At 69.1% G+C, this 22,387-nt stretch carries 24 protein-coding genes and 4 tRNA genes; 6 read left to right on the top strand and 22 right to left on the bottom strand.

All coding sequences use genetic code 11. The features are described 5' to 3' along the window. Window positions 1-98 precede the first annotated feature (98 nt). The 10 genes from rpoB to ABD932_RS23960 all read right to left on the bottom strand — a co-directional run bounded on the left by rpoB (window position 99) and on the right by ABD932_RS23960 (window position 9,664). Window positions 99-3,584, bottom strand: a complete 3,486-nt coding sequence (rpoB, locus tag ABD932_RS24005; RefSeq protein WP_250091298.1) for a DNA-directed RNA polymerase subunit beta — start codon at window positions 3,582-3,584, stop codon at window positions 99-101. Window positions 3,585-4,176: 592 nt separating this feature from the next. Continuing rightward, a complete protein-coding gene (gene rplL, locus ABD932_RS24000; RefSeq protein WP_126394250.1) occupies window positions 4,177-4,560 on the bottom strand; it encodes a 50S ribosomal protein L7/L12 in 384 nt (127 codons plus the stop codon). 109 nt (window positions 4,561-4,669) lie between these two features. Further along, entirely contained in the window at window positions 4,670-5,200 is a 531-nt protein-coding gene (gene rplJ / locus ABD932_RS23995; protein ID WP_345015597.1) for a 50S ribosomal protein L10, read from the bottom strand. A 288-nt stretch (window positions 5,201-5,488) separates the two neighbouring features. Then, window positions 5,489-6,298 carry an SCO4651 family lipoprotein gene (locus ABD932_RS23990; protein WP_345015596.1) on the bottom strand — a complete coding sequence of 270 codons (810 nt, stop codon included), beginning with the start codon at window positions 6,296-6,298 and terminating at the stop codon, window positions 5,489-5,491. A gap of 130 nt (window positions 6,299-6,428) precedes the next feature. Then, on the bottom strand, window positions 6,429-7,154 hold the full coding sequence (gene rplA, locus ABD932_RS23985) for a 50S ribosomal protein L1 (protein ID WP_126394248.1): 726 nt from the start codon (window positions 7,152-7,154) through the stop codon (window positions 6,429-6,431). A 78-nt stretch (window positions 7,155-7,232) separates the two neighbouring features. Beyond that, window positions 7,233-7,667 (bottom strand): 50S ribosomal protein L11, encoded by a 435-nt coding sequence (gene rplK, locus ABD932_RS23980; RefSeq protein ID WP_028805116.1) that lies wholly within the window; start codon window positions 7,665-7,667, stop codon window positions 7,233-7,235. Window positions 7,668-7,787: 120 nt separating this feature from the next. Then, on the bottom strand, window positions 7,788-8,288 hold the full coding sequence (locus ABD932_RS23975; RefSeq protein WP_345015595.1) for a hypothetical protein: 501 nt from the start codon (window positions 8,286-8,288) through the stop codon (window positions 7,788-7,790). A 5-nt stretch (window positions 8,289-8,293) separates the two neighbouring features. Beyond that, window positions 8,294-9,118, bottom strand: coding sequence for a transcription termination/antitermination protein NusG (nusG, locus tag ABD932_RS23970; protein ID WP_345015594.1), 825 nt, complete (start codon window positions 9,116-9,118; stop codon window positions 8,294-8,296). An 80-nt stretch (window positions 9,119-9,198) separates the two neighbouring features. Then, complete coding sequence (secE, locus tag ABD932_RS23965) at window positions 9,199-9,483, bottom strand: preprotein translocase subunit SecE (RefSeq protein WP_126394245.1); 285 nt, start codon at window positions 9,481-9,483, stop codon at window positions 9,199-9,201. Between the two features lie 108 nt (window positions 9,484-9,591). After that, window positions 9,592-9,664 (bottom strand) — tRNA-Trp (locus ABD932_RS23960). Between the two features lie 284 nt (window positions 9,665-9,948). Between ABD932_RS23960 and ABD932_RS23955 the strand changes: the two genes are divergently transcribed. Beyond that, window positions 9,949-11,175, top strand: a complete 1,227-nt coding sequence (locus tag ABD932_RS23955; protein ID WP_250091288.1) for a pyridoxal phosphate-dependent aminotransferase — start codon at window positions 9,949-9,951, stop codon at window positions 11,173-11,175. A 124-nt stretch (window positions 11,176-11,299) separates the two neighbouring features. Beyond that, entirely contained in the window at window positions 11,300-12,328 is a 1,029-nt protein-coding gene (locus ABD932_RS23950; RefSeq protein WP_345015593.1) for an adenosine deaminase, read from the top strand. 13 nt (window positions 12,329-12,341) lie between these two features. Here the strand turns inward: ABD932_RS23950 and ABD932_RS23945 are convergent, their stop codons facing one another. Beyond that, a complete protein-coding gene (locus ABD932_RS23945) occupies window positions 12,342-12,938 on the bottom strand; it encodes a TetR/AcrR family transcriptional regulator (protein ID WP_345015592.1) in 597 nt (198 codons plus the stop codon). 109 nt (window positions 12,939-13,047) lie between these two features. Here ABD932_RS23945 and ABD932_RS23940 point away from each other — a divergent pair, with 109 nt between their 5' ends. Continuing rightward, a complete protein-coding gene (locus tag ABD932_RS23940) occupies window positions 13,048-13,680 on the top strand; it encodes an NAD(P)-dependent oxidoreductase (RefSeq protein WP_345015591.1) in 633 nt (210 codons plus the stop codon). 32 nt (window positions 13,681-13,712) lie between these two features. On the opposite strand, the gene ABD932_RS23935 is transcribed toward ABD932_RS23940, so the two are convergent. The 9 genes from ABD932_RS23935 to ABD932_RS23895 all read right to left on the bottom strand — a co-directional run bounded on the left by ABD932_RS23935 (window position 13,713) and on the right by ABD932_RS23895 (window position 18,994). Beyond that, on the bottom strand, window positions 13,713-14,768 hold the full coding sequence (locus ABD932_RS23935) for a UDP-N-acetylmuramate dehydrogenase (protein WP_345015590.1): 1,056 nt from the start codon (window positions 14,766-14,768) through the stop codon (window positions 13,713-13,715). Window positions 14,769-14,854: 86 nt separating this feature from the next. Beyond that, complete coding sequence (locus ABD932_RS23930) at window positions 14,855-15,235, bottom strand: DUF3291 domain-containing protein (protein WP_345015589.1); 381 nt, start codon at window positions 15,233-15,235, stop codon at window positions 14,855-14,857. 25 nt (window positions 15,236-15,260) lie between these two features. Further along, window positions 15,261-16,721, bottom strand: a complete 1,461-nt coding sequence (locus ABD932_RS23925) for an MFS transporter (protein WP_345015588.1) — start codon at window positions 16,719-16,721, stop codon at window positions 15,261-15,263. Window positions 16,722-16,820: 99 nt separating this feature from the next. Continuing rightward, window positions 16,821-17,384 (bottom strand): TetR/AcrR family transcriptional regulator, encoded by a 564-nt coding sequence (locus tag ABD932_RS23920; protein WP_345015587.1) that lies wholly within the window; start codon window positions 17,382-17,384, stop codon window positions 16,821-16,823. Window positions 17,385-17,512: 128 nt separating this feature from the next. Then, the gene (locus ABD932_RS23915; RefSeq protein ID WP_345015586.1) at window positions 17,513-17,941 is read right to left on the bottom strand and encodes a MaoC family dehydratase; all 429 of its coding nucleotides are present in this window, start codon (window positions 17,939-17,941) and stop codon (window positions 17,513-17,515) included. Between the two features lie 5 nt (window positions 17,942-17,946). After that, entirely contained in the window at window positions 17,947-18,411 is a 465-nt protein-coding gene (locus ABD932_RS23910) for a MaoC family dehydratase N-terminal domain-containing protein (protein ID WP_126394236.1), read from the bottom strand. Window positions 18,412-18,547: 136 nt separating this feature from the next. Continuing rightward, a complete protein-coding gene (gene rpmG, locus ABD932_RS23905; RefSeq protein WP_003948671.1) occupies window positions 18,548-18,712 on the bottom strand; it encodes a 50S ribosomal protein L33 in 165 nt (54 codons plus the stop codon). A gap of 90 nt (window positions 18,713-18,802) precedes the next feature. Beyond that, a tRNA-Met gene (locus tag ABD932_RS23900) sits at window positions 18,803-18,875 on the bottom strand. Window positions 18,876-18,921: 46 nt separating this feature from the next. Beyond that, window positions 18,922-18,994 (bottom strand) — tRNA-Thr (locus ABD932_RS23895). 287 nt (window positions 18,995-19,281) lie between these two features. Here ABD932_RS23895 and ABD932_RS23890 point away from each other — a divergent pair. From ABD932_RS23890 to ABD932_RS23880, 3 genes are all read left to right on the top strand, one after another. Beyond that, window positions 19,282-20,547, top strand: a complete 1,266-nt coding sequence (locus ABD932_RS23890; protein ID WP_345015585.1) for an amidohydrolase family protein — start codon at window positions 19,282-19,284, stop codon at window positions 20,545-20,547. Window positions 20,548-20,727: 180 nt separating this feature from the next. After that, window positions 20,728-21,384, top strand: a complete 657-nt coding sequence (locus ABD932_RS23885) for an SDR family oxidoreductase (RefSeq protein WP_250091267.1) — start codon at window positions 20,728-20,730, stop codon at window positions 21,382-21,384. 2 nt (window positions 21,385-21,386) lie between these two features. After that, window positions 21,387-21,767, top strand: coding sequence for a nuclear transport factor 2 family protein (locus tag ABD932_RS23880; protein ID WP_345015584.1), 381 nt, complete (start codon window positions 21,387-21,389; stop codon window positions 21,765-21,767). A gap of 216 nt (window positions 21,768-21,983) precedes the next feature. Here ABD932_RS23880 and ABD932_RS23875 read toward each other — a convergent pair whose 3' ends face one another. After that, on the bottom strand, window positions 21,984-22,196 hold the full coding sequence (locus tag ABD932_RS23875) for a hypothetical protein (protein WP_345015583.1): 213 nt from the start codon (window positions 22,194-22,196) through the stop codon (window positions 21,984-21,986). A gap of 105 nt (window positions 22,197-22,301) precedes the next feature. After that, window positions 22,302-22,383 (bottom strand) — tRNA-Tyr (locus tag ABD932_RS23870). Between the last annotated feature and the right edge of the window lie 4 nt (window positions 22,384-22,387).

Here is a 22,387-nt window from a genome sequence, read left to right as displayed (position 1 = left end):
TATGCGTCAATCCCTCTCAGGGTTGTAAGTCTTGGGGTCTGAAACGGGGGCCTGGGGGTCGGCGGGGCCCTGTGGGTGAGGGCCCCGCCGGACTCCCGTCAGACCTCTTCGACGCTGCTCGGCTCGCGCCGGGACAGGTCGATGCCGAGCTCCTCCGCAGCGCGGAAGACGTCCTCGTCGGTGTCACGCATCTCGATGGACATACCGTCGCTGGACAGCACCTCCACGTTCAGGCAGAGCGACTGCATCTCCTTGATGAGCACCTTGAAGGACTCGGGGATGCCGGGCTCGGGGATGTTCTCGCCCTTGACGATGGCCTCGTAGACCTTCACGCGGCCGGTGACGTCGTCGGACTTGATGGTCAGCAGCTCCTGGAGGGCGTACGCGGCGCCGTATGCCTCCAGCGCCCACACCTCCATCTCACCGAAGCGCTGGCCACCGAACTGGGCCTTACCACCCAGCGGCTGCTGGGTGATCATGCTGTACGGACCGGTCGAGCGAGCGTGCAGCTTGTCGTCGACCAGGTGGTGCAGCTTCAGGATGTACATGTAGCCGACCGAGATCGGGTCCGGGAACGGCTCACCGCTACGGCCGTCGAACAGCCGCGCCTTACCGGTCGGGAGCACCATGCGCTCGCCGTCGCGGTTCGGGATGGTGTGCTGCAGCAGACCCGCGAGCTCGTCCTCGCGCGCACCGTCGAAGACGGGGGTCGCGACGTTCGTGCCCGGGTCGACCTGGTCGGCGCCGATCGCCTGGAGGCGCTGCGCCCACTCCTCCGCGAGGCCGGAGACGTCCCAGCCGCGGCTGGCGAGCCAGCCGAGGTGGATCTCCAGCACCTGTCCCGGGTTCATTCGGGACGGCACACCCAGCGGGTTCAGGATGATGTCGACCGGAGTTCCGTCCTCGAGGAACGGCATGTCCTCGATGGGCAGGATCTTCGAGATGACACCCTTGTTGCCGTGGCGGCCGGCGAGCTTGTCACCGTCGGTGATCTTGCGCTTCTGCGCGACGTACACGCGCACCAGCTGGTTCACACCGGGGGGAAGCTCGTCGCCCTCCTCGCGGTCGAAGACGCGGACGCCGATGACCTTGCCGGTCTCGCCGTGCGGCACCTTCAGCGAGGTGTCACGGACCTCACGGGCCTTCTCACCGAAGATCGCGCGCAGCAGGCGCTCCTCGGGGGTCAGCTCGGTCTCACCCTTGGGGGTCACCTTGCCGACGAGGATGTCGCCGGCGATGACCTCGGCACCGATGCGGATGATGCCGCGCTCGTCGAGGTCGGCGAGGACCTCCTCGGAGACGTTCGGGATGTCCCGGGTGATCTCCTCGGGGCCGAGCTTGGTGTCACGGGCGTCGACCTCGTGCTCCTCGATGTGGATCGAGGAGAGGACGTCGTCCTGCACGAGGCGCTGCGACAGGATGATCGCGTCCTCGTAGTTGTGACCCTCCCACGGCATGAACGCCACGAGCAGGTTCTTGCCCAGCGCCATCTCACCGTTCTCGGTGGCCGGACCGTCGGCGAGGACCTGGCCCTCGATGATGCGGTCGCCCTCGAGGACGATGACCTTCTGGTTGACCGAGGTGCCCTGGTTGGAGCGGGCGAACTTGGCCAGGCGGTACGTGATGTAGGTGCCGTCGTCGTTGGCGGTGGTGATGTAGTCCGCGGAGACCTCCTGGACCACACCGGCCTTCTCGGCCTTGACGACGTCGCCGGCGTCGACGGCGGAGCGGTACTCCATGCCGGTGCCGACGAGCGGGGCCTCCGCCTTGATGAGCGGAACGGCCTGGCGCATCATGTTCGCGCCCATGAGGGCACGGTTGGCGTCGTCGTGCTCGAGGAACGGGATCATGGCGGTCGCGACCGACACCATCTGGCGCGGCGAGACGTCCATGTAGTCGACGTCCTCGCCGCCGACGTAGTCGACCTCGCCGCCACGGCGGCGGACCAGGACGCGGGCCTCGGCGAACCGCATGTCGTCGTTGAGCGTGGCGTTGGCCTGCGCGATGACGAAGCGGTCCTCCTCGTCGGCGGTCAGGTAGTCCACCTCGTCGGTGACCTGGCCGTCGACGACCTTGCGGTACGGCGTCTCGACGAAGCCGAACGCGTTGACCCGGCCGTAGGAGGCCAGCGAGCCGATCAGACCGATGTTCGGGCCTTCGGGCGTCTCGATCGGACACATACGGCCGTAGTGCGACGGGTGCACGTCACGGACCTCGAAGCCGGCCCGCTCACGGGACAGACCACCCGGGCCAAGAGCCGACAGACGGCGCTTGTGGGTGAGACCCGACAGCGGGTTGTTCTGGTCCATGAACTGCGACAGCTGGCTGGTGCCGAAGAACTCCTTGATGGAGGCGACGACCGGCCGGATGTTGATCAGGGTCTGCGGCGTGATCGCCTCGACGTCCTGAGTCGTCATGCGCTCACGGACGACGCGCTCCATACGAGCCAGACCCGTACGGACCTGGTTCTGGATGAGCTCGCCGACGCTGCGCAGACGACGGTTGCCGAAGTGGTCGATGTCGTCGGTCTCGACGACGATCGTCTGGCCGTTGTCCGCGGCCGTCTCGGTCTCGCCGGCGTGCAGCTTCACCAGGTACTTGATCGTCGAGATGACGTCCTCGACGGTCAGGATGCCCGCGTCGAGCGGAGCGTCCGCACCCAGCTTCTTGTTGACCTTGTAGCGGCCGACCTTGGCGAGGTCGTAGCGCTTCGGGTTGAAGTACAGGTTCTCCAGAAGCGTCTGCGCGGCCTCACGCGTGGGGGGCTCGCCCGGACGCAGCTTGCGGTAGATGTCGAGCAGCGCGTCGTCCTGGCCCTGGGTGTGGTCCTTCTCCAGGGTGGCGCGCATGGACTCGTACTCGCCGAACTCCTCCAGGATCTGCTCGGTCGTCCAACCGAGAGCCTTGAGCAGAACGGTCACGGACTGCTTGCGCTTGCGGTCGATGCGCACACCGACCATGTCGCGCTTGTCGATCTCCATCTCCAGCCAGGCACCCCGGGACGGGATGATCTTGGCCGAGAAGATGTCCTTGTCGGACGTCTTGTCGATGGAGCTGTCGAAGTAGACACCGGGCGAACGGACCAGCTGCGACACCACGACACGCTCGGTGCCGTTGATGACGAACGTGCCCTTGTTCGTCATGAGCGGGAAGTCGCCCATGAAGACCGTCTGGGACTTGATCTCACCGGTCTCGTTGTTGGTGAACTCAGCCGTCACGAAGAGCGGAGCGGCGTACGTGAAGTCGCGCTCCTTGCACTCGTCGATGCTGTTCTTCGGCGGCTCGAAGCGGTGGTCGCGGAACGTCAGCGACATCGACCCGGAGAAGTCCTCGATCGGGGAGATCTCCTCGAAGATCTCCTCCAGACCGGACTTGGTGGGGACGTCCTGACCGGACTCCAGAGCCGCCTCGACCCGACTCTGCCAGGCGGTGTTCCCGAGCAGCCAGTCAAAGCTCTCGGTCTGCAGCGCGAGCAGGTTGGGAACCTCGAGGGGCTCCTTGATCTTTGCAAAGGAGATGCGCAGCGGGGCGGTGCTGGCGCCGTTGTTCGTATTCGCGGTCGAGGCAGTGCGCGAGGCGGCCAAGAGGGGGTCCTTCCGAGGGCTCGGACTCACTACGCGCGTACCGGCCCCTCACAGGGGCACAGAGACAGGCGTTTCCATCTCCGACCAAAGAATGGCCAGGTCAAGGACGGTCCGGTCATCGGTGCTCAAGCGAGGGCATGCCCCTGGTGACGGGCAGGGGACAGCTAACAGGCAGCGCAAAGGGTCAGTGTAGCCACTTGGCACACTGATGTCCAGTGCGGGTTTTTCGCGACCCTCGTTGTTCTCAACGCCCTCGGCATGCTTGCCCTCAATGCACGTTGATACTGCCCTCTTCGTCGCCGATCCATGCCTCGGATTCGGATCCTTGTGGCGACGCGTCCTGAGAATTGCGCGCTGCGTGCGGTTCGTCAAGGCCCCCATGCCCGAACGCGGGGGCGCCCAGGGACACGACGAAGATCACCATACCCCCCGCCGAAGCGGGCGCAAGGCAACCGTGGCCGCGCCCCCAGGAACGCCGAAGAGCGACCACCCGAATGGATGATCGCTCTTCGGTGCGACTGCGTTACAGCCCCTGACGGACTGCTTTCAGCATGCGCGGAGGTCGAACTCGACCCGCAAGACCGGGAAGGTCTTACTTGACCTCGACGGAGGCGCCGGCGCCCTCGAGGGACTCCTTGGCCTTGTCCGCGGCCTCCTTGTTGACCTTCTCCAGAACCGGCTTCGGCGCACCGTCGACCAGGTCCTTGGCCTCCTTCAGGCCCAGGGAGGTGAGCTCACGCACGACCTTGATGACCTGGATCTTCTTGTCGCCGGCGCCGGTGAGGATGACGTCGAACTCGTCCTTCTCCTCGGCGGCCTCGGCCGGGGCGGCCGGGCCGGCCGGGCCGGCAACGGCGACCGCGGCGGCGGCGGTGACGTCGAACTTCTCCTCGAACGCCTTCACGAACTCGGAGAGCTGGATGAGGGTCATGCCCTCGAACTCGGCGAGCAGTTCGTCCTGGGTGAGAGCCACGATGGCTTTCCTTCCACTAATTCGGCTGGTGCCGGATGTACATGTTTGGCGGGCGTACGTTGGCCCGCTGCGACCCCCGCCTCAGGCGGCGGCGGTCATCGTGCGAGCCGAATTACTCGGCACCGCCCTGCTCGTCCTGCTTGGCACGAAGCGCGTCCACGGTGCGGACGAGCTTCGACGGGAGCGCCTGGAAGACCTGAGCAGCCTGCGTCTGCTTGCCCTTCAGAGCGCCCGCCAGCTTGGCGAGCAGAACCTCGCGGGACTCGAGGTCCGCAAGCTTCTTGATCTCGTCGGCGCTGAGCGCCTTGCCGTCAAGGACACCGCCCTTGATGACGAGATTCGGGTTGTCCTTGGCGAAGTCACGGAGACCCTTCGCCGACTCCACCGGGTCACCGGTGACGAAGGCGACAGCCGTCGGACCGTTGAACAGGTCGTCGAGCGTCGAGATCCCGGCCTCGTTGGCCGCAATCTTGGTCAGCGTGTTCTTCACCACGGCGTACTGGGCGTTCTCACCGAGCGACCGGCGCAGCGTCTTGAGCTGCGCCACGGTGAGACCGCGGTACTCGGTCAGCACAGCGGCGTTGGAGTTGCGGAACTGCTCCGTCAACTCGGCAACCGCGGCAGCCTTGTCGGGCCTCGCCATGAGCCTCGGCCTCCTTCCGGGTGATTCGGACCGCGCGGACCCGAAGGAGGACTGGGGAAAACGAAACGCCCCGGCGCAGGCGCACGGGGCGGACTCGACCGGCCGCACACGCGGGATGCGCGTACTCCGGGAGTTCTTCCACTGTCACCTGCGCGGGTCGCCCGCATTTCAGCGGATCCTTCGGCCACCGCGCTCTCTCGCGAGTGCACGGCAACGACCAGCGGTCTTGGGCTTCTGTAGGAGAGTACGGGACGCAATCGCCGTCAAGCAAATCGGCCCTTACGGTGCTCAGCCACCCTTCTTCTTCAGCAGGTCCTTGAGGTCCACCGTGTCCCCCGCCGGAGGCTTCTCGGCCGTGGTCTTCACGCCGTAGTCGCTGTAGTACGCGGTCTGGGTGAGCTGCCCTCCCGTGGCCGTGTGGCCCTTCTCGGCCTTCTTGACCAGGAGGTTGTGGCCGTCGACCCATATGTCGACGCTCTGCGTGCCGACGCCCGCTCCGGACACGGTGCCGGAGTAGTGCGCGGTGCGCTCGCCTCTCACCGTCTCCTCGCCGACCTTCCGTACGTCCGTGGAGGACAGCAGCAGCTTCACCGACGTGTGCGGCGCGGTGCCGCGCATCTGGTCCGCGAGGGCCGCTCCGGAGCTGCCTGCGAGGCTCTCCAGGTCGTCGTAGGCGTACTTGATCCAGTGCTTGCCGTCGGCCTTCTCGGCGAACCTCTCGCCCATGCGGGCGTAGTAGGCGTCGGGGAGATAGCGGGCCTCCATCGACGTGGTGCCCAGCCGGCGCATCGTCGCGGCCGTCGTGCCGCCGGTGTACGTGATCGTCAGGGTGCCGGTGAGGCCGTCGCGCCAGGCGAGGGTGCCGTCGGACTTCATGGACAGCTCGGAGCCCATGGTGGTCGTGGACCTCACGCGGGCGGACTCGGCCTCGCCGGTGGACCGTTCTACCGTGCGCAGGGCGGCCATGACGGCCTGGGAGGGTGTGGCGCGGTTCTCCTCGTCGGGGCGGTCGGAGGAGGTGCAGGCGGCGGCCAGGGCCGTCAGCGCGGTCAGCAGCGCGACCCAGAACGCCGACCGGCGCGCCCTCGTGCTCGTCATTCGTCCCCCCTGTGCGAACCCCGTGAATGCAAGTTAACCCAGGGCACTGACAGAACGGGGCCGGAGAAGGGGACGGGCCCCGCACCCGGGAAGGGTGCGGGGCCCGCTTCGAGCCTGGTGAGCCGTTGGCTCAGACCGCGGCCGGGTCCTCCTCGACGAGGAGGTTGCGGGTGCGGTTCGGGTCGACCGGAACGCCGGGGCCGATCGTGGTGCTGATCGCGGCCTTCTTGATGTAGCGACCCTTGGCGGCGGACGGCTTCAGACGGAGGATCTCCTCCAGCGCGGCGCCGTAGTTCTCCACCAGCTTGGTGTCGTCGAAGGACACCTTGCCGATGATGAAGTGCAGGTTCGAGTGCTTGTCGACGCGGAACTCGATCTTGCCGCCCTTGATGTCGGTGACGGCCTTGGCCACGTCGGGGGTGACGGTGCCGGTCTTCGGGTTCGGCATCAGACCACGCGGACCGAGCACGCGGCCGAGGCGGCCGACCTTGCCCATGAGGTCCGGGGTGGCGACGACGGCGTCGAAGTCCAGACGGCCCTTCGAGACCTCGTCGATCAGTTCGTCGGAGCCGACGATGTCGGCGCCCGCGGCCTCCGCGGCCGCAGCACGGTCACCGGTCGCGAAGACCAGGACCCGGGCGGTCTTACCGGTGCCGTGCGGAAGGTTCACGGTGCCACGGACCATCTGGTCGGCCTTACGCGGGTCGACACCCAGACGGAAGGCGACCTCGACGGTGCCGTCGAACTTGGTCGTGGACGTCTCCTTGGCGAGACGGACGGCCTCGAGCGGGGCGTAGAGCTTCTCCCGGTCGATCTTTGCGTCCGCAGCGCGGAGAGTCTTGCTGCGCTTGCTCACTACTGCTCCTGGGTTTCTTAGGAGTTGTGGTCCGGGCCGAGCAGGCCCTGCCACTGACTTCTGCTTGCGGGGTTGAGGTCAGCCCTCGACCGTGATGCCCATGGAACGGGCGGTGCCGGCGATGATCTTCGCGGCGGCGTCCAGGTCGTTGGCGTTGAGGTCGGGCATCTTGGTGGTGGCGATCTCGCGGACCTGCGCCTCAGTGATCTTGGCGACCTTGGTCTTGTGCGGCTCGCCGGAGCCCTTCTCCACGCCCGCGGCCTTGAGGATCATCTTGGCGGCCGGCGGCGTCTTGGTGATGAAGGTGAAGGAACGGTCCTCGTAGACCGTGATCTCCACCGGGATGACCCAACCGCGCTGCGACTCGGTCGCGGCGTTGTAGGCCTTGCAGAACTCCATGATGTTGACGCCGTGCTGACCCAGCGCCGGGCCGACCGGCGGAGCCGGGTTGGCCGCACCGGCCTGGATCTGGAGCTTGATGAGCCCCGTGACCTTCTTCTTCTTGGGAGGCATGCTCTCTCCGGGTCCTTACTGAGAGGTTGAGTACCACCTGCGTCATTCGGATGATTCACCGGGCAGATGGCATACCGCACCACGATAGCTGCTGTGGCAGCGGGACATGAAATCGGCAGCTCAGGAGGACCACGGAGAGAAGGGTGGCCGCCCACGCAGTACGGCTCCGAGGGTGCCGATACCGAAGATCAGCAGGATCACGGCGGGCAGGGCGGACGCAGCGGTGACGGCGCCCACGTAGCCGAAGCCGTCCTCCTCCGCCGCCACCGTGGGATCCGAGGCCAGGTATCTGACGCTGATCGGCTTGCCGTCCCGCGAGAGCTTGCGCTTGCTGACACGGGTGAGGGCGGGCAGATCGGCCTCGACCTGCTTGCCGTCGACCTCGAATTCGACCCAGCAGCGCTGACCCCAGCAGTTGGAACCCTCGGCATGGAAGGTGCCGACCGCACGGACACCGTCCTGAACCTGCGCCACCCGCTGCCACTGGGTCGTGCCGAGGTAGGCCGGGCCGGTCGCGAACACCGCTGCCAGCAGCAGAAACACCATGGGAAGGCGGAAACGGCGAAGACGCCCCGGACCGGAATCCACCGGCGGGGCGCCCTCGTTGCGTATGTCGGCCAAGCTGCTCAGTTCTTCTGGATCTGGTCGAAGGACAGCTCGACCGGCGTCTCGCGGCCGAAGATCTCCACGAGACCCTTGACCTTCTTCGAGTCGGCGTTGATCTCGTTGATGGTGGCCTGCAGCGTGGCGAACGGGCCGTCGGTGACGGTGACCGAGTCGCCGACCTCGAAGTCCAGCACCTGGACCTCGACCTTGCGCTGCGGAGCGGGCTTGCCCTCGGCCTCGGCGGCCTCGCGAGCGGCCTTCTCCTCGGCCTCCGGGGCGAGCATCTTGACGATCTCGTCCAGGGTCAGCGGGTACGGGTCGTAGGCGTTGCCCACGAAGCCGGTGACGCCGGGGGTGTTGCGGACGACACCCCAGGACTCGTTCGTCAGGTCCATGCGGACCAGGACGTAACCCGGGAGCTTGTTCTGCTTGATCGTCTTGCGGTCGCCGTTCTTGATCTGGACGACCTCTTCCTGCGGCACCTCGGCCTGGAAGATGTAGTCCTCGACGTTCAGCGAGACAGCGCGCTGCTCCAGGTTGGTCTTCACGCGGTTCTCGTAACCGGCGTAGGTGTGGATGACGTACCACTCGCCGGGCAGCGTGCGGAGCTCCTCACGCAGGGCGGCGATGGGGTCGACGGGCTCGGCCTCTTCCTCGGCCGGGGCCTCTTCCTCGTCCTCCACGTGCAGCGCGGCCTCCTCGGCCGGCTCGCCCGCCTCGGCGTCGGCAGCCTCGACCTCGTCCAGGTCCTCGTCCGCGCCCTCGACGATGTCGAGCTCGTCTTCCACGGACTCGGCATCCTGCCCGAGCGGCTCGACGGCGTCGTTCAGGTTCTGGTCAGACACGGTGGCTGCTTCTTCCTGGATACATAGGGGTGGAACATGCGAAAGGGGCGCCGGTAACCACGGCGCCCTTCGCTCTTGGCTCAGCCAAAGACGTACTTGGCGGCGTTGTCGAGCCCATAGTCAATCACGGTCACCAGGCCGATCATGATGACGACGAAGATGATCACCACAGTGGTGTACGTCGTCAACTGGTTACGCGTAGGCCAGACGACCTTGCGGAGTTCCGCGACGATCTGGCGGTAGAAGAGCGCCAGTCGCTTCAGCGGGCCCTTCTTGCCGCGCTTGCCGCCCTTGCGGGTCTTCTTGGACTCCGGCGCCTCGTCCTGGGCATCAGGCATGTCGATGGAGCCCACGGCGTCCGTCACTCGTCCTCACCTGATTCCGGGTCGTGGCCGTGCCGCGCCCGGTCTGAGCCGCACGGCGGTGCATTGCTGTACGTACATGCGCACACATCCTGGCGAAGGTGTGTGTAGCAGGGCCGGAGGGACTTGAACCCCCAACCGCCGGTTTTGGAGACCGGTGCTCTACCAATTGAGCTACGACCCTTTGTGGTGTCCCCCAACGTACCGCATCCGACCGGGTGCTCGTTGTGCACCGTGCGACCGCGGCTGCTGAAGGCCAACGAGGTGAGAGTGTACGTGGTCCCGGGCGCCTCGTCGAACAGAAAGTGGCCGATGAGGACTTGAACGACGGAAGATCGCCCGGAGTTCGGCCGTACGCCGCCGCAAGATCGCCCTGGCCGAGGGCCCGATCCGGACAGATGTTCAGCCGATGTTCAGTCTGTGAAACCCGCGTGCCGCCCGCGTTTCCGGTCTGAAACGATGGGCCCCATGAGCGCTGCAACCCCACCCACCGAGCGCCGGGTCTCCGCCCGAGTCGGCGCGATCTCCGAGTCCGCCACCCTCGCCGTGGACGCGAAGGCCAAGGCCCTCAAGGCCGCCGGGCGTCCGGTGATCGGCTTCGGCGCCGGTGAGCCCGACTTCCCGACCCCGGACTACATCGTCGAGGCCGCCATCGAGGCGTGCAAGAACCCGAAGTACCACCGCTACACCCCGGCCGGCGGCCTGCCCGAGCTGAAGGCCGCGATCGCCGCGAAGACGCTGCGCGACTCCGGCTACGAGCCCGAGGTCTCGCAGATCCTGGTAACCAACGGCGGCAAGCAGGCCATCTACGAGGCCTTCGCCGCGATCCTGGACCCGGGCGACGAGGTCATCGTCCCGGCCCCGTACTGGACGACGTACCCCGAGTCGATCCGTCTCGCCGGCGGTGTCCCGGTCGAGGTCGTCGCCGACGAGACGACCGGCTACCGCGTCTCGGTCGAGCAGCTGGAAGCCGCCCGCACCGAGAAGACGAAGGTCGTCCTGTTCGTCTCCCCGTCGAACCCGACCGGCGCGGTCTACAGCGCCGAGGACGCCGAGGCGATCGGCCGCTGGGCCGTCGAGCACGGCCTGTGGGTCATGACGGACGAGATCTACGAGCACCTCGTCTACGGCGACGCGACGTTCACCTCGCTGCCCGCGATCCTTCCCGAGCTGCGCGACAAGTGCATCGTGGTCAACGGTGTCGCCAAGACGTACGCCATGACGGGCTGGCGGGTCGGCTGGATCATCGGCCCGAAGGACGTCGTCAAGGCCGCGACCAACCTCCAGTCGCACGCCACCTCGAACGTGTCCAACGTGGCCCAGGTGGCCGCCCTCGCCGCCGTCTCCGGCGACCTGGACGCCGTCGCGACGATGCGTGAGGCCTTCGACCGCCGTCGCAAGACGATCGTGCGGATGCTCAACGAGATCGACGGCGTGGTCTGCCCGGAGCCCGAGGGCGCCTTCTACGCGTACCCGTCGGTGAAGGCGCTGATCGGCAAGGAGATCCGCGGCAAGCGCCCGCAGGACAGCGTCGAGCTGGCCGCGCTGATCCTGGAGGAGGCCGAGGTCGCGGTCGTGCCGGGCGAGGCGTTCGGTACGCCGGGCTACCTGCGGCTCTCCTACGCGCTCGGTGACGAGGACCTCGTCGAGGGCGTGAGCCGGATCCAGAAGCTGCTGGCGGAGGCCAGGGACTGACGTCCGTCTTCTGCCATGGGGCCGCCTCCGGATTCTCGGAGGCGGCCCCATTTGTTTGTGCGAGCAAGACCACTAAAGGGGAAACCGCTACCGGGACGGCTCAGACGTACGGCAGGATCCTGGAATGGAGCGTGTACGTGATGTCTCTGAGCTGCCGAAAGCCCATCTGCACCTGCACTTCACCGGCTCGATGCGGCCGGCGACCCTGCTGGAACTGGCCGACAAGTACGGCGTGCGCCTGCCCGAGGCGCTGACCGACGCACTGACCAGCGGGGAGCCGCCGAAGCTGCGGGCGACGGACGAGCGGGGCTGGTTCCGCTTCCAACGCCTGTACGACTCGGCGCGCTCGTGCCTGCGGCAGCCGGAGGACATCCAGCGGCTGGTCAGGGAGGCCGCGGAGGAGGACATCAAGGACGGCTCGGGCTGGCTGGAGATCCAGGTCGACCCGACGTCGTACGCGCCCCGGCTGGGCGGTCTGATTCCGGCGCTGGAGATCATCCTGGACGCGGTGGAGACGGCGTCGCGGGACACGGGGCTGGGGATGCGCGTCCTGGTCGCCGCGAACCGGATGAAGCACCCTCTGGACGCCCGCACGCTGGCGCGGCTCGCGGTGCGGTACGCCGACCGGGGCGTGGTCGGTTTCGGGCTGTCGAACGACGAACGCCGGGGCATGGCGCGGGACTTCGACCGCGCCTTCCACATCGCCGGCGAGGGCGGCCTGCTGTCGGCACCGCACGGCGGCGAGCTGACCGGCCCGTCCTCGGTCCGGGACTGCCTTGACGACCTGGCCGCGAACCGGATCGGCCACGGGGTGCGGGCGGCGGAGGACCCGCGGCTGCTGAAGCGCCTCGCGGACAGGGGCGTGACCTGCGAGGTGTGTCCCGCGTCGAACGTCGCCCTCGGCGTCTACGAGAAGCCCGAGGACGTCCCGCTGCGGACGCTCTTCGAGGCGGGCGTCCCGATGGCCCTCGGCGCCGACGACCCCCTGCTCTTCGGCTCGCGCCTCGCCGCCCAGTACGACATCGCGCGCCGGCACCACGCCTTCACGGACGAGGAGCTGGCGGAGCTGGCCCGGCAGTCGGTGCGGGGGTCGGCGGCGCCGGAGGAGATGAAGGCGAAGCTGCTGGCGGGGGTGGACGACTGGCTCGCCTAGTCGGCGGCCGGCATCAGTCGGCGACACCGGCCAGCAGCGTGCGGGCCAGCCGGGCGGCGAACTCGTCCACCGGCGGCCGTACGGCCTCCTTCGTCGCGTCGTAGGCGAACGCCCGCTGCGCGCAGGCACCCATCAGCAGCGACGCTGCCGCGAACGTGTCCACGTCCGTGCCGACCCGGCCCAGTTCCTGCTCGGCCCGGAGATACGTGTCGAGCTCCTGGATCGGCACGTGCGGGCCCGCGCCCATCTGCCGTACGGCGTCGTCGTGCCGCCGCTTGAGCTCGGTCTGCGCGTACAGCGACGCGGCGATCGGGAAGCTCTGCTCGTAGAACAGCGCCGCCTGGCGGGCGATCTCGGTGAGGTTCTCCTCCAGGGAGTGCCGGCCAGGCTCGGCGGCGAGGCTGCCGAGCAGCGGGCGGAGCGGGGGCAGTCGCTCGGTGAGTACCTCGATGAAGAGCTCTTCCTTGCTGTCGAAGTGCTTGTACAGCGCCGCCTCGGAGCACCCGGCCGCCCGTGCGATCTCCTTGGTGGTGGTCCGCGCCAGCCCGACCGTGCGCATCAGCTCGTGTGCGGCGTCGAGGAGTCGAACGCGGGTGGGCCGGTTTTCCATGGAAACGTCCAATCGCTCTTGACGGGTGGGTGAGTACTTACTCACTCTAGAGGAGACAAGGGGTGAGTGAACACTCACCCACCTTCCTACACCTCTCACGGGAGACCCCATGAAACTCACCGTCTTCGGTGCCAGCGGAGGCACCGGCCAGGAGATCGTCCGCCAGGCGCTGGACGCGGGGCACCAGGTCACGGCAGTGGTGCGGGATCCGGCGCGGTTCACCGTGACCGGCGAGCGGCTGGAGGTGTTCCGCGCGGACCTGACGGACGCCCAGGCCCTGCGTCCTGCCGTAGCCGGGCGGGACGCGGTGCTGTCGGGGCTCGGTGCGCGCAGCCGCAAGGACGCCGGGATCGCGGCGCGGCTGACGCGTGCGGTGCTCGGCGCCGTGGAGTCCGAGGACGTGCGGCGGCTGGTCGTGGTGAGCGCGGCGCCGGTCGGTCCCGCGCCGGAGGGCGACGGGTTCCTCGACCGCACCGTGCGCGGCATCGTTTCGGCCGTGCTGAAGGACATCTACACCGACTTGCGGGAGATGGAGGCCGAGCTGGCGCGCAGCGCAACGGACTGGACGGTCGTACGGCCGCCGCGCCTTCAGGACAGGCCGCTCACCGGAACGTACCGGAAGGTGCTGGGCGGCTTTCCGCGCGCGGGACGCTTCCTGGGGCGCGCCGACGTGGCGCACGCCATGCTGGCCACGCTCGGCGACCGGGCCACGGTGAAGCAGGGCGTGGGCGTGGCCTACTGAGCGCCTTGCCGAGCGCCTGCGCAGGTCGCGCGTTACAGGCTGACGCCGACCGTCACCGGCTCGTTCACCAGCGTGATGCCGAAGGTCTCGCGGACGCCTGCGACGACCTCGCGGGCGAGCGCGAGGAGGTCCTCGGTGGACGCTTCGCCGCGGTTGGTGAGGGCGAGGGTGTGCTTGGTGGAGATGCGGGCGGGGCCGGTGCCGTACCCCTTGGTGAAGCCCGCCTTGTCGATGAGCCAGGCCGCGGAGGTCTTGGTGTGGCCCCTCCCCGCGGGGTAGGCGGGCGGCTCCACCCCGTCGCCGAGATGTTCGCGTACGCGCGCGTGGAACGCGGTGAACTGGTCGTCGGTGAGGATCGGGTTGGTGAAGAAGGATCCGGCCGACCAGGTGTCGTGGTCCTCGGGGTCGAGGACCATGCCTTTCCCGGTACGCAGCTTCAGCACGGTCTCGCGAGCGGCGGCCAGGGGCACGCGGTCGCCGGCTTCGACACCGAGGGCGCGGGCCGTCTCGGCGTACTTGATGGGGGCGGACAGCCCGTCGGCGTCCTCCAGCCGAAAGCGGACGCGCAGGACGACGTAGCGCTCGGGGTCGGCCTTGAAGCGGCTGTGGCGGTAGGAGAAGGCGCAGTCGGCGTTCGGGATGACGACGGTCTGGCCCGACTCGCGGTCGTACGCGATCACCTCGGTGATCGTGGAGGAGACCTCCTGGCCGTAGGCGCCGACGTTCTGGATGGGCGTTGCGCCTGCGGAGCCGGGGATTCCGGCGAGGCACTCGATCCCGGCGAGCCCGGCCTCGACGGTGCGGGCGACGGCGTCGGTCCACACCTCGCCGGCGGCCAGTTCGAGCGTGGTGCCGTCCAGCTCGAAGCCCTTCGTGGCGATGACCAGGGCGGTGCCCTCGAAGCCCTTGTCGCCGATGACCAGGTTCGATCCGCCGCCGATGAGCAGCAGGGGGGTCCCACTGGCGTCCGCCTCGCGCACGACGTCGATCACCTCGGCGTCGGTGGTGGCGGTGACCAGGCGGGTGGCGGGGCCGCCCAGCCGGAAGGTGGTGAACGGGGCGAGGGGCGCGTCGTGGAGTTCCTGCACGCGCTCAAGACTACGAGACGGCACCGACAGCCCCGGCACCCATGCGGAGTGCCGGGGCTGAGGCGCGCACCACGCGCGCGTGCCGCTCAGGTCAGACGACGGAACGCCTCCGTCCAGTCCAGCGGGAGGTCGTCGCTCGACACCTGCCAGGTGGCGAACTTCGCGTCCCGCATCTGCGCGGACAGACCCTGCGAGGTCGGGGCGTGGGTGCCCGAGCGGGCGAAGTCCTTGAGGGCCGCGGGCGACTCCCAGGCGGACAGCGTCCAGAAGGTCCGTTTGAACGGCTCGGCCTTCAGAGAGGCCCCGTACGCTCCGGGCGCCCGGCTCACCTGCCGCCACACACCCGGCGTGCGGATGAGGAAGCGGAGCGCGCCCCAGATGGTGCGGGTCTCGAAGCGGGAGGCGAAGACGTGCACCTCGGCGCCCTGCGGCGCGGGATTCGGCACGGTCCAGGGAAGAGTGGGCATGACTGCTCCTCATGGGTCGGGATGGTCAGTGGGAGGCCGTTTCCAGCACGGGCTCAGGCAGCTGCTCGGTCGCCCGCACGGCCTTGCCGTCGTGCCGCCGGCCCGGGATCAGCAGGGCGGCGACCCCGGCGAGAGCCACCACCGCGGCGCCGGTGACCAGGGCGGGCCGCAGACCGTCGACGAAGGTCTGGCCGGTCTCGTAGCCGCCCTGCGCGGAGAAGATCGACGCCATGACGGCGATACCGAGCGCGCCGCCGACCTCACGCAGGGCGTTGTTGGCGCCGGAGGCGATGCCCTGCTCCGAGGCGCGGACGCTGGACATGACCAGGTGGGCGGCCGGGGCGAAGAACAGGGCCATGCCGACGCCGCTGATGATCAGACCCGGCAGCTGGGCGGCGTAGGAGACGTCGACGGTGACCACGGACGCCATGTAGGCGAGGCCGGCGGCCTGGAGGAACAGTCCGGTGGCCACGACGGGCCGGCCGCCGATGCGGTCGGCGAGGATCCCGGCGATCGGCGCGACGAGCATCGGCATGCCGGTCCACGGCAGCATCCGCAGCCCTGCCTCGGTGGGCGAGTAGCCGAGCACGCCCTGCATGTACTGGCTGAGCAGGAAGATCGACCCGAACATGCCGAGGAACATCAGCGTGCTCGCGGCGTTGATCCCCGAGAACGCCCGGGAGCGGAACAGCCGCATCGGCAGCATCGGGTTCTTGGCGCGAGTGCTGTAGAGGACGAACCCGACGAGCAGCGCGCCTCCGGCGAACAGGCCGGTCAGGACCAGACGGCCGGTCCAGCCGTCGGCGGGCCCGCGCACCAGGCCGTACACGATCCCGAACAGGCCGCCGCTGGCGAGCAGGGTGCCGGGGAAGTCGAGCGGGGCGCCGGTGCCGTACGACTCGGCGAGGCGCAGACGGGCGAGCGGCAGCAGGGCGAGGCCGAGCGGAACGTTCAGCCAGAAGATCCACTGCCAGGAGATGTGCTCGGTGAGGCTGCCGCCGATGAGCGGCCCGGACGCGATCGCGAGCCCGTTGACGGCGCCCCAGATGCCGTACGCCATCCCGCGCTTGGCCGTCGGCACTGCCGCCGTCAGCAGGGTCAGCGTCAGCGGCATCATGATCGCGGCGCCGGCGCCCTGGACCGCGCGGGCGGCGATGAGGGAGTCGATGCCGGGTGCGAGGGCCGCGGCGGCGGACGCGGCGGTGAAGATCGTGATGCCGACGAGGAAGAGCCGGCGGCGGCCGAAGCGGTCACCGAGCGCCGCGCCGAACATCAGCAGGACGGCGAAGGTGAGTGTGTACGCACTCACCGTCCACTCCAGGTCGTGCAGCCCTCCGCCCAGGTCCTCGCGGATGGAGGGGAGTGCGGTGGTGACGACGAGGTTGTCGAGTGCCGCCATGAACCCGGCGACGCTGGTGATGACGAGGGCCCAGCCGGCCCCGCCGCGGCGGACGGTCCGCGCGTTCTGTTCGGTCTGGTGTGACATCGCTCCCCCAGGGGTGATGCGTTCCGGATACTTCGGATAGTTATTGATCACTAACTTCTGTGGTCATGAAAGGGCAGGGCGAACCCGTCACCCCCACCCCTACGACCGCTCTTCACTCCGCCCCGACGGACCCATGCCCGCCCAGACCCGGTGCTCGGGCGGGAAACCCATGGCCACCAGGCAGTTGATGAGCATGCCGTACGCCATGAAGGTCGTCGTCTCGTTGACGTCCGCCCCCAGCGGCAGGTGGACGGTGTCCCACAGCCGCATCCAGCCGGCACGCACCGCCTCACCGAATTCGTGGTCGCCCTCCTGCTCGGCGGCCGCCACGGCGACGTACATCTGCATCTGCATCATCAGCCGCTCGGGCTGCTCCGAGACGACCTTCCGGTACACGTCCCCCATGGCATGCAGGGCCTCTTCACCCTCCAGCCCCTCGGCGGCGTCCGCGAACATCCGGATGGTGTCCTCCACACAGCGCTCGGCGGCCGCGAGAAAGATCGCCTTCTTGCCCGGGAAGAGCCGGAACAGATACGGCTGCGAGACACCGACCCGCCTGGCGATCGCCTCGGTCGACGTGCCGTGGTAGCCACCGCGGGCGAACTCGGTCGTCGCCGCGCGGATGACGCTCTCGCGCCTCTCTTCTGCGCTCATCCTGACCATGAGAACCAAGTTAGTACTCAATCACTAACTAGGCAAGCGGCGGCAAGGGGAATGTGCGCAGCGGGAACGCGTAAGGGGCGCCCCACCATGGAGGACGCCCCTTACCTCGCGGCACGCGCGCGTGCCGCTCACGCCAGCTGTACGACCGCCCGCGACATCCCGAGCACCTTCTGCCCGGCGCTCTTCACGGTCAGGTCCACGCGGACCCGGTTGTCGTCGAGCTTGGCCGCGACCTTGCCGCTGACCTCGATCATGGCGCCCTCGTCGTCGTTCGGCACGACGACGGGCTTGGTGAAGCGGACGCCGTACTCGAGGACCGCACCCGGGTCGCCGGTCCAGTCCGTGACCACACGGATCGCCTCGGCCATGGTGAACATGCCGTGCGCGATGACGTCCGGCAGCCCGACCTCCTTGGCGAACTTCTCGTTCCAGTGGATCGGATTGAAGTCACCGGAGGCGCCCGCGTACTGGACGAGCGTGGCGCGGGTCACGGGGAAGGTCTGGGCGGGCAGTTCGGTGCCGACCTCGATGTCGCCGTACGCGATCTTCGCCGTCATCGGTCTCAGGCCTCCCCTTCGGCGGCGTCCGCCCCACGGGCGACGAGCTTCGTCCAGGCGGTCACGACGTGCTCCCCCGCCTCGTCGTGGACCTCGCCGCGGATGTCCAGGATCTCGTTGCCCGCCATGGACTTGATGGCCTCGATGGTCGACGTGACCGTCAGCCGGTCGCCGGCGCGCACCGGGCGGGTGTAGGCGAACTTCTGGTCGCCGTGCACCACTCGGCTGTAGTCCAGGCCCAGCTGAGGGTCGGTGGTGACCTGTCCCGCGGCCTTGAAGGTGATCGCGAACACGAAGGTCGGCGGGGCGATCACATCGGAGTGGCCGAGCGCCTTTGCGGCCTCCGGGTCCGTGTACGCCGGGTTGGTGTCCCCCACCGCCTGCGCGAACTCCCGGATCTTCTCCCGGCCCACCTCATAGGGGTCGGTGGGCGGGTAGCTCCGCCCCACGAAGGACTGGTCGAGCGCCATGGCTCGGCACCTCCTGCTGTCTGCCTGGTGTCTGCTCTGAGTGGCCTGCGGTCGGCCGGAACCGACCGGTAACCGGGCCTGAAACGACGCGAGGCCGCCCCCGTCATCGGGGGGCGGCCTCGTGTACGAGCCTGATTTATCGCGTCTCGCGGTGCGCGGTGTGCGCGTTGCAACGCGGGCAGTGCTTCTTCATCTCAAGACGGTCCGGGTTGTTACGCCGGTTCTTCTTGGTGATGTAGTTCCGCTCCTTGCACTCCACGCAGGCCAGCGTGATCTTCGGGCGGACGTCGGTGGCAGCCACGTGAGTGCTCCTTGACGAACGGATGGGATTGGTTTAACGCAAGAAAGAGTAGCCGATCGAAGGACCGACCCCGCAATCGGCTACTGTCAGTAGCGGTGACCGGACTTGAACCGGTGACACAGCGATTATGAGCCGCTTGCTCTACCGACTGAGCTACACCGCTGTGATGCGATCGGGCCCCGCCTCGCGGCGGGAACCTCACACACCAGAGCCCCAATACGGAATCGAACCGTAGACCTTCTCCTTACCATGGAGACGCTCTGCCGACTGAGCTATTGGGGCGAGCGATGAAGACATTACACGCTCGGCTGCCGTTCACCCAAATCCGTTTCGCGGCCCCCGTCTGCGGCCGATCGGCTGACCGCACAGACGCCTCGCAGGCCACTGCGTCACCGCGAGGAGGGCTCCTCCGCGGCGGGCCACACCGGTACGACTATTGCGCTCCTGCGCGCCAGGGCCGGATCGCCACCCTAGGCTCGTCTCACTCTGCGTGATCTTGCGTGGTCCGGCGCAGTTCCCCGGCACCGTCCCCCGCAGCCCGGCACGCAGCCCCGAGCCTCTGGAACGCGATGCCCGACAGCCAGCCCCAGCCACCCCACTCGTCGTCCTCGTCGGGCTCGTCCGGACCGGCCGACCCGGCCGCACTCCTGCTGTGCGGGGCGCGGCTCACCGACGGCCGGACCGTGGACGTACGGCTGGTCGGCGGACGCATCGAGGCGGTCGGTACGGCCGGGAGCCTGGCGGGGGACGGCACGCGCGCGTGCGGCGCGCGTGTGGACCTCAGCGGCTATCTGCTCCTGCCGGCCCCGGCCGAACCGCACGCCCACGGCGACACCGCCCTCTCCGCCGACGCGGGCGGGCCGGTCTCGTACGACCCCCATGACGTGCAGCGCCGCGCCACCGAGGCCGCCCTGCTCCAGCTCGGGCACGGGGCGACCGCGCTGCGGGCACACGTGCGCGTGGGCGACGTCCAGGGTCTGGGCGCGCTGGCCGCCGTTCTGCAGGCGCGACGATCGCTGCGCGGGCTCACCGAGTTGACGACGGTGGCGATGCCGCGGCTGCTGACCGGCGTGGCCGGCGCCGACGGGCTCGCGATACTGCGGGACGCGGTGAAGATGGGTGCCTCGGTGGTCGGCGGCTGTCCCGACCTGGACCCGGATCCCACGGGTTACGTGGAGGCGGTCCTGGAGGTCGCCTCGGAGCAGGGCTGCCCCGTCGACCTGCACACCGATGCCACCGACCCGGCCCGCCTGGCCCGCCTCGCCGCGATGGCCGGCGGGCTGCGCCCCGGCGTGACACTCGGGCCGTGCGGCGCACTGGGGCGCCTGCCCGCCCAGGTGTCTTCCCGCGCCGCCGACCAGCTCGCGGCGGCCGGAGTGACGGTGGTGTGCCTGCCGCAGGGCGGCTGCGGGGGCGTGGAACGCCGGGCCACGGCGCCCGTACGACTGCTGCGCTCCGCCGGCGTACGCGTCGCGGCCGGAAGCGGCGCCCTGAGGGACGTATCGAACCCGGTGGGGCGCGGTGACCCGCTGGAGGCCGCCTACCTGCTCTCCTCCCGTCACGGACTGCGCCCCGAGGACTCCTACGACGCCGTGAGCGCGTCGGCGCGTGCGGTGTTGGGGCTGCCGGAGGTGCGGGTGGAGGCAGGATTCCCGGCCGAATTGCTGGCGGTGCGCGGGGACCGGCTGGCGGGGGCACTGTCGCTCGCGTACAGCCGCATCGTGGTGCATCGGGGGCGTGTGGTGGCGCGGACGAGCGCGGTGCGGGAGTACTGCAACTCGGCTGTGGCCGCGGAGTTGGGGTTGCCTCGGCAGGGGCGGGGAGAGCTGTCCTGAGGGGTGTGAGGGTGTCTCGGGCGGGGTGGCGTCGGGGTCTGTGCGCCCAGCGCCCGCATACAGGCGTGCGCCCCACGGACGCAGCTGTGCGCCCCTTCGACGGGGACCATGCACCTGGACGCATGAGGCGTGGCTGAAGTCGTGCGGCGGATGCGGCCGTCCGGGCGTACGGTCGGAAGCATGCGCATTGTCATCGCTGGTGGTCATGGTCAGATCGCGCTGCGGCTGGAGAAGCTGCTCGCCGCGCGCGGGGACGAGGTCGCGGGGATCATCCGCAAGGCCGAACAGAGCGACGATCTGCGGGCGGCCGGCGCCGAACCCGTCCTGCTGGACCTGGAGTCGGCCTCGGTCGAGGAGGTCGCGGAGCGATTGCGCGGCGCCGACGCGGCGGTCTTCGCGGCCGGCGCGGGCCCCGGCAGCGGCTCGGCCCGCAAGGACACGGTGGACAAGGGGGCCGCGGTCCTCTTCGCGGACGCGGCGGTCCGGGCGGGCGTACGGCGCTTCGTGGTCGTGTCGTCGATGGGCGCGGACCCTGAACACGAGGGCACCGAGATCTTCGACGTCTACCAGCGTGCGAAGGGCGCCGCCGACGAGTACGTCCGCGGCCTGGACGCCCTGGACTGGACGATCCTGCGCCCCGGCATGCTGACGAACGACGCCGGAACCGGCCAGGTACGCCTGGAGGTTCACACCGGTCGCGGCCCCGTCCCGCGCGACGACGTGGCCGCCGTACTCGCGGAGTTGCTCGACACCCCGGCGACGGCCGGCCTGACGCTCGAACTGATCAGCGGCTCGGCTCCGGTGTCGGTGGCGGTGAAGTCGGTGGCGGGAAACTGAAGTTGAGCGCCGAGGGGGTGCCCGCCGCGCAGGAGGCGCTGTTGCGGCGCATGTACGAGGTCTTCTCGACGGACGAGCGGGAGGCCTTCATGCAACGGTGCCTCGCGCCCGACGTGGACTGGCCGAACGTCCTGGACGGAGTCCGACTGCACGGCCGCGAGGCGGTACGCGCGTACTGGGCGCGGCAGTTCGCCGCCGGACACCCTCTCGTACGGCTGGAGGGTCTGCGCCGGGATACGGACGGCGAGGCGGTCGTGGCGACCGTACGGCCCGGCATGCGCGACGCTTCGGGCGAGCGGTGGGCGGAGGGGACGGTCGAGCATGTGTACCGGTTCGACGGGAGCGGGCTGGTGACGCGGATGGATGTGCGGGCGGGCACCTAGGGTGCGGGGGCCCGGGGAGGGACTGCTGGCCTCTCGGAGAGGGCTGCGGGCTCTCGGGGAGGGCTGCGGGCTCTCGGAGGGGCTGTGGTGGAGGGCTGCGGGCTCTCGGAGGGGACTGAGGCGCGGAGCTGAGGCGCGGGGACTGTGGGTGCCGGGCTGAGAGCGTCGGGCCGAGGGCGCCGGGCCGAGGTGTGGGCTCGGTGGGCTTTCGACGACTCAGAACAGCGGAAGCTGCCCGGGGAACTCGGGCATGACGTACCCGTCCAGGGCGGGCTGGGCGGCCCCGAGTTGTGCCTGCCGCCGTGATCCGGGGCACGACACGAGCTCCCCGTTCTCCCGCGCGCCGGGCGGATCGTGCCGTGCGAACCGACCGGCGACGACGGCGATCTCCCGCCGGCACTCGGGGCAGCTTCTGCGACGCGTGCTCATGGGGCCAGTGTGCCCCGGCTGTGGCCGGCCCTGGAACGCCACCCTCGAACGCGGAAACCCCCTCCGATCTACGTTTCCGCAGATCGGAGGGGGTTTCTCTCAGCGTGGCGGCGCCAGGATTCGAACCTGGGAAGGCTGAGCCGGCAGATTTACAGTCTGCTCCCTTTGGCCGCTCGGGCACACCGCCGGGT

This window comes from Streptomyces shaanxiensis, assembly GCF_039537145.1.
GTDB lineage: Bacteria > Actinomycetota > Actinomycetes > Streptomycetales > Streptomycetaceae > Streptomyces > Streptomyces shaanxiensis.
Note: the sequence above shows the minus strand (reverse complement) of the source record. Positions and strands in the feature narration are given on the sequence as shown.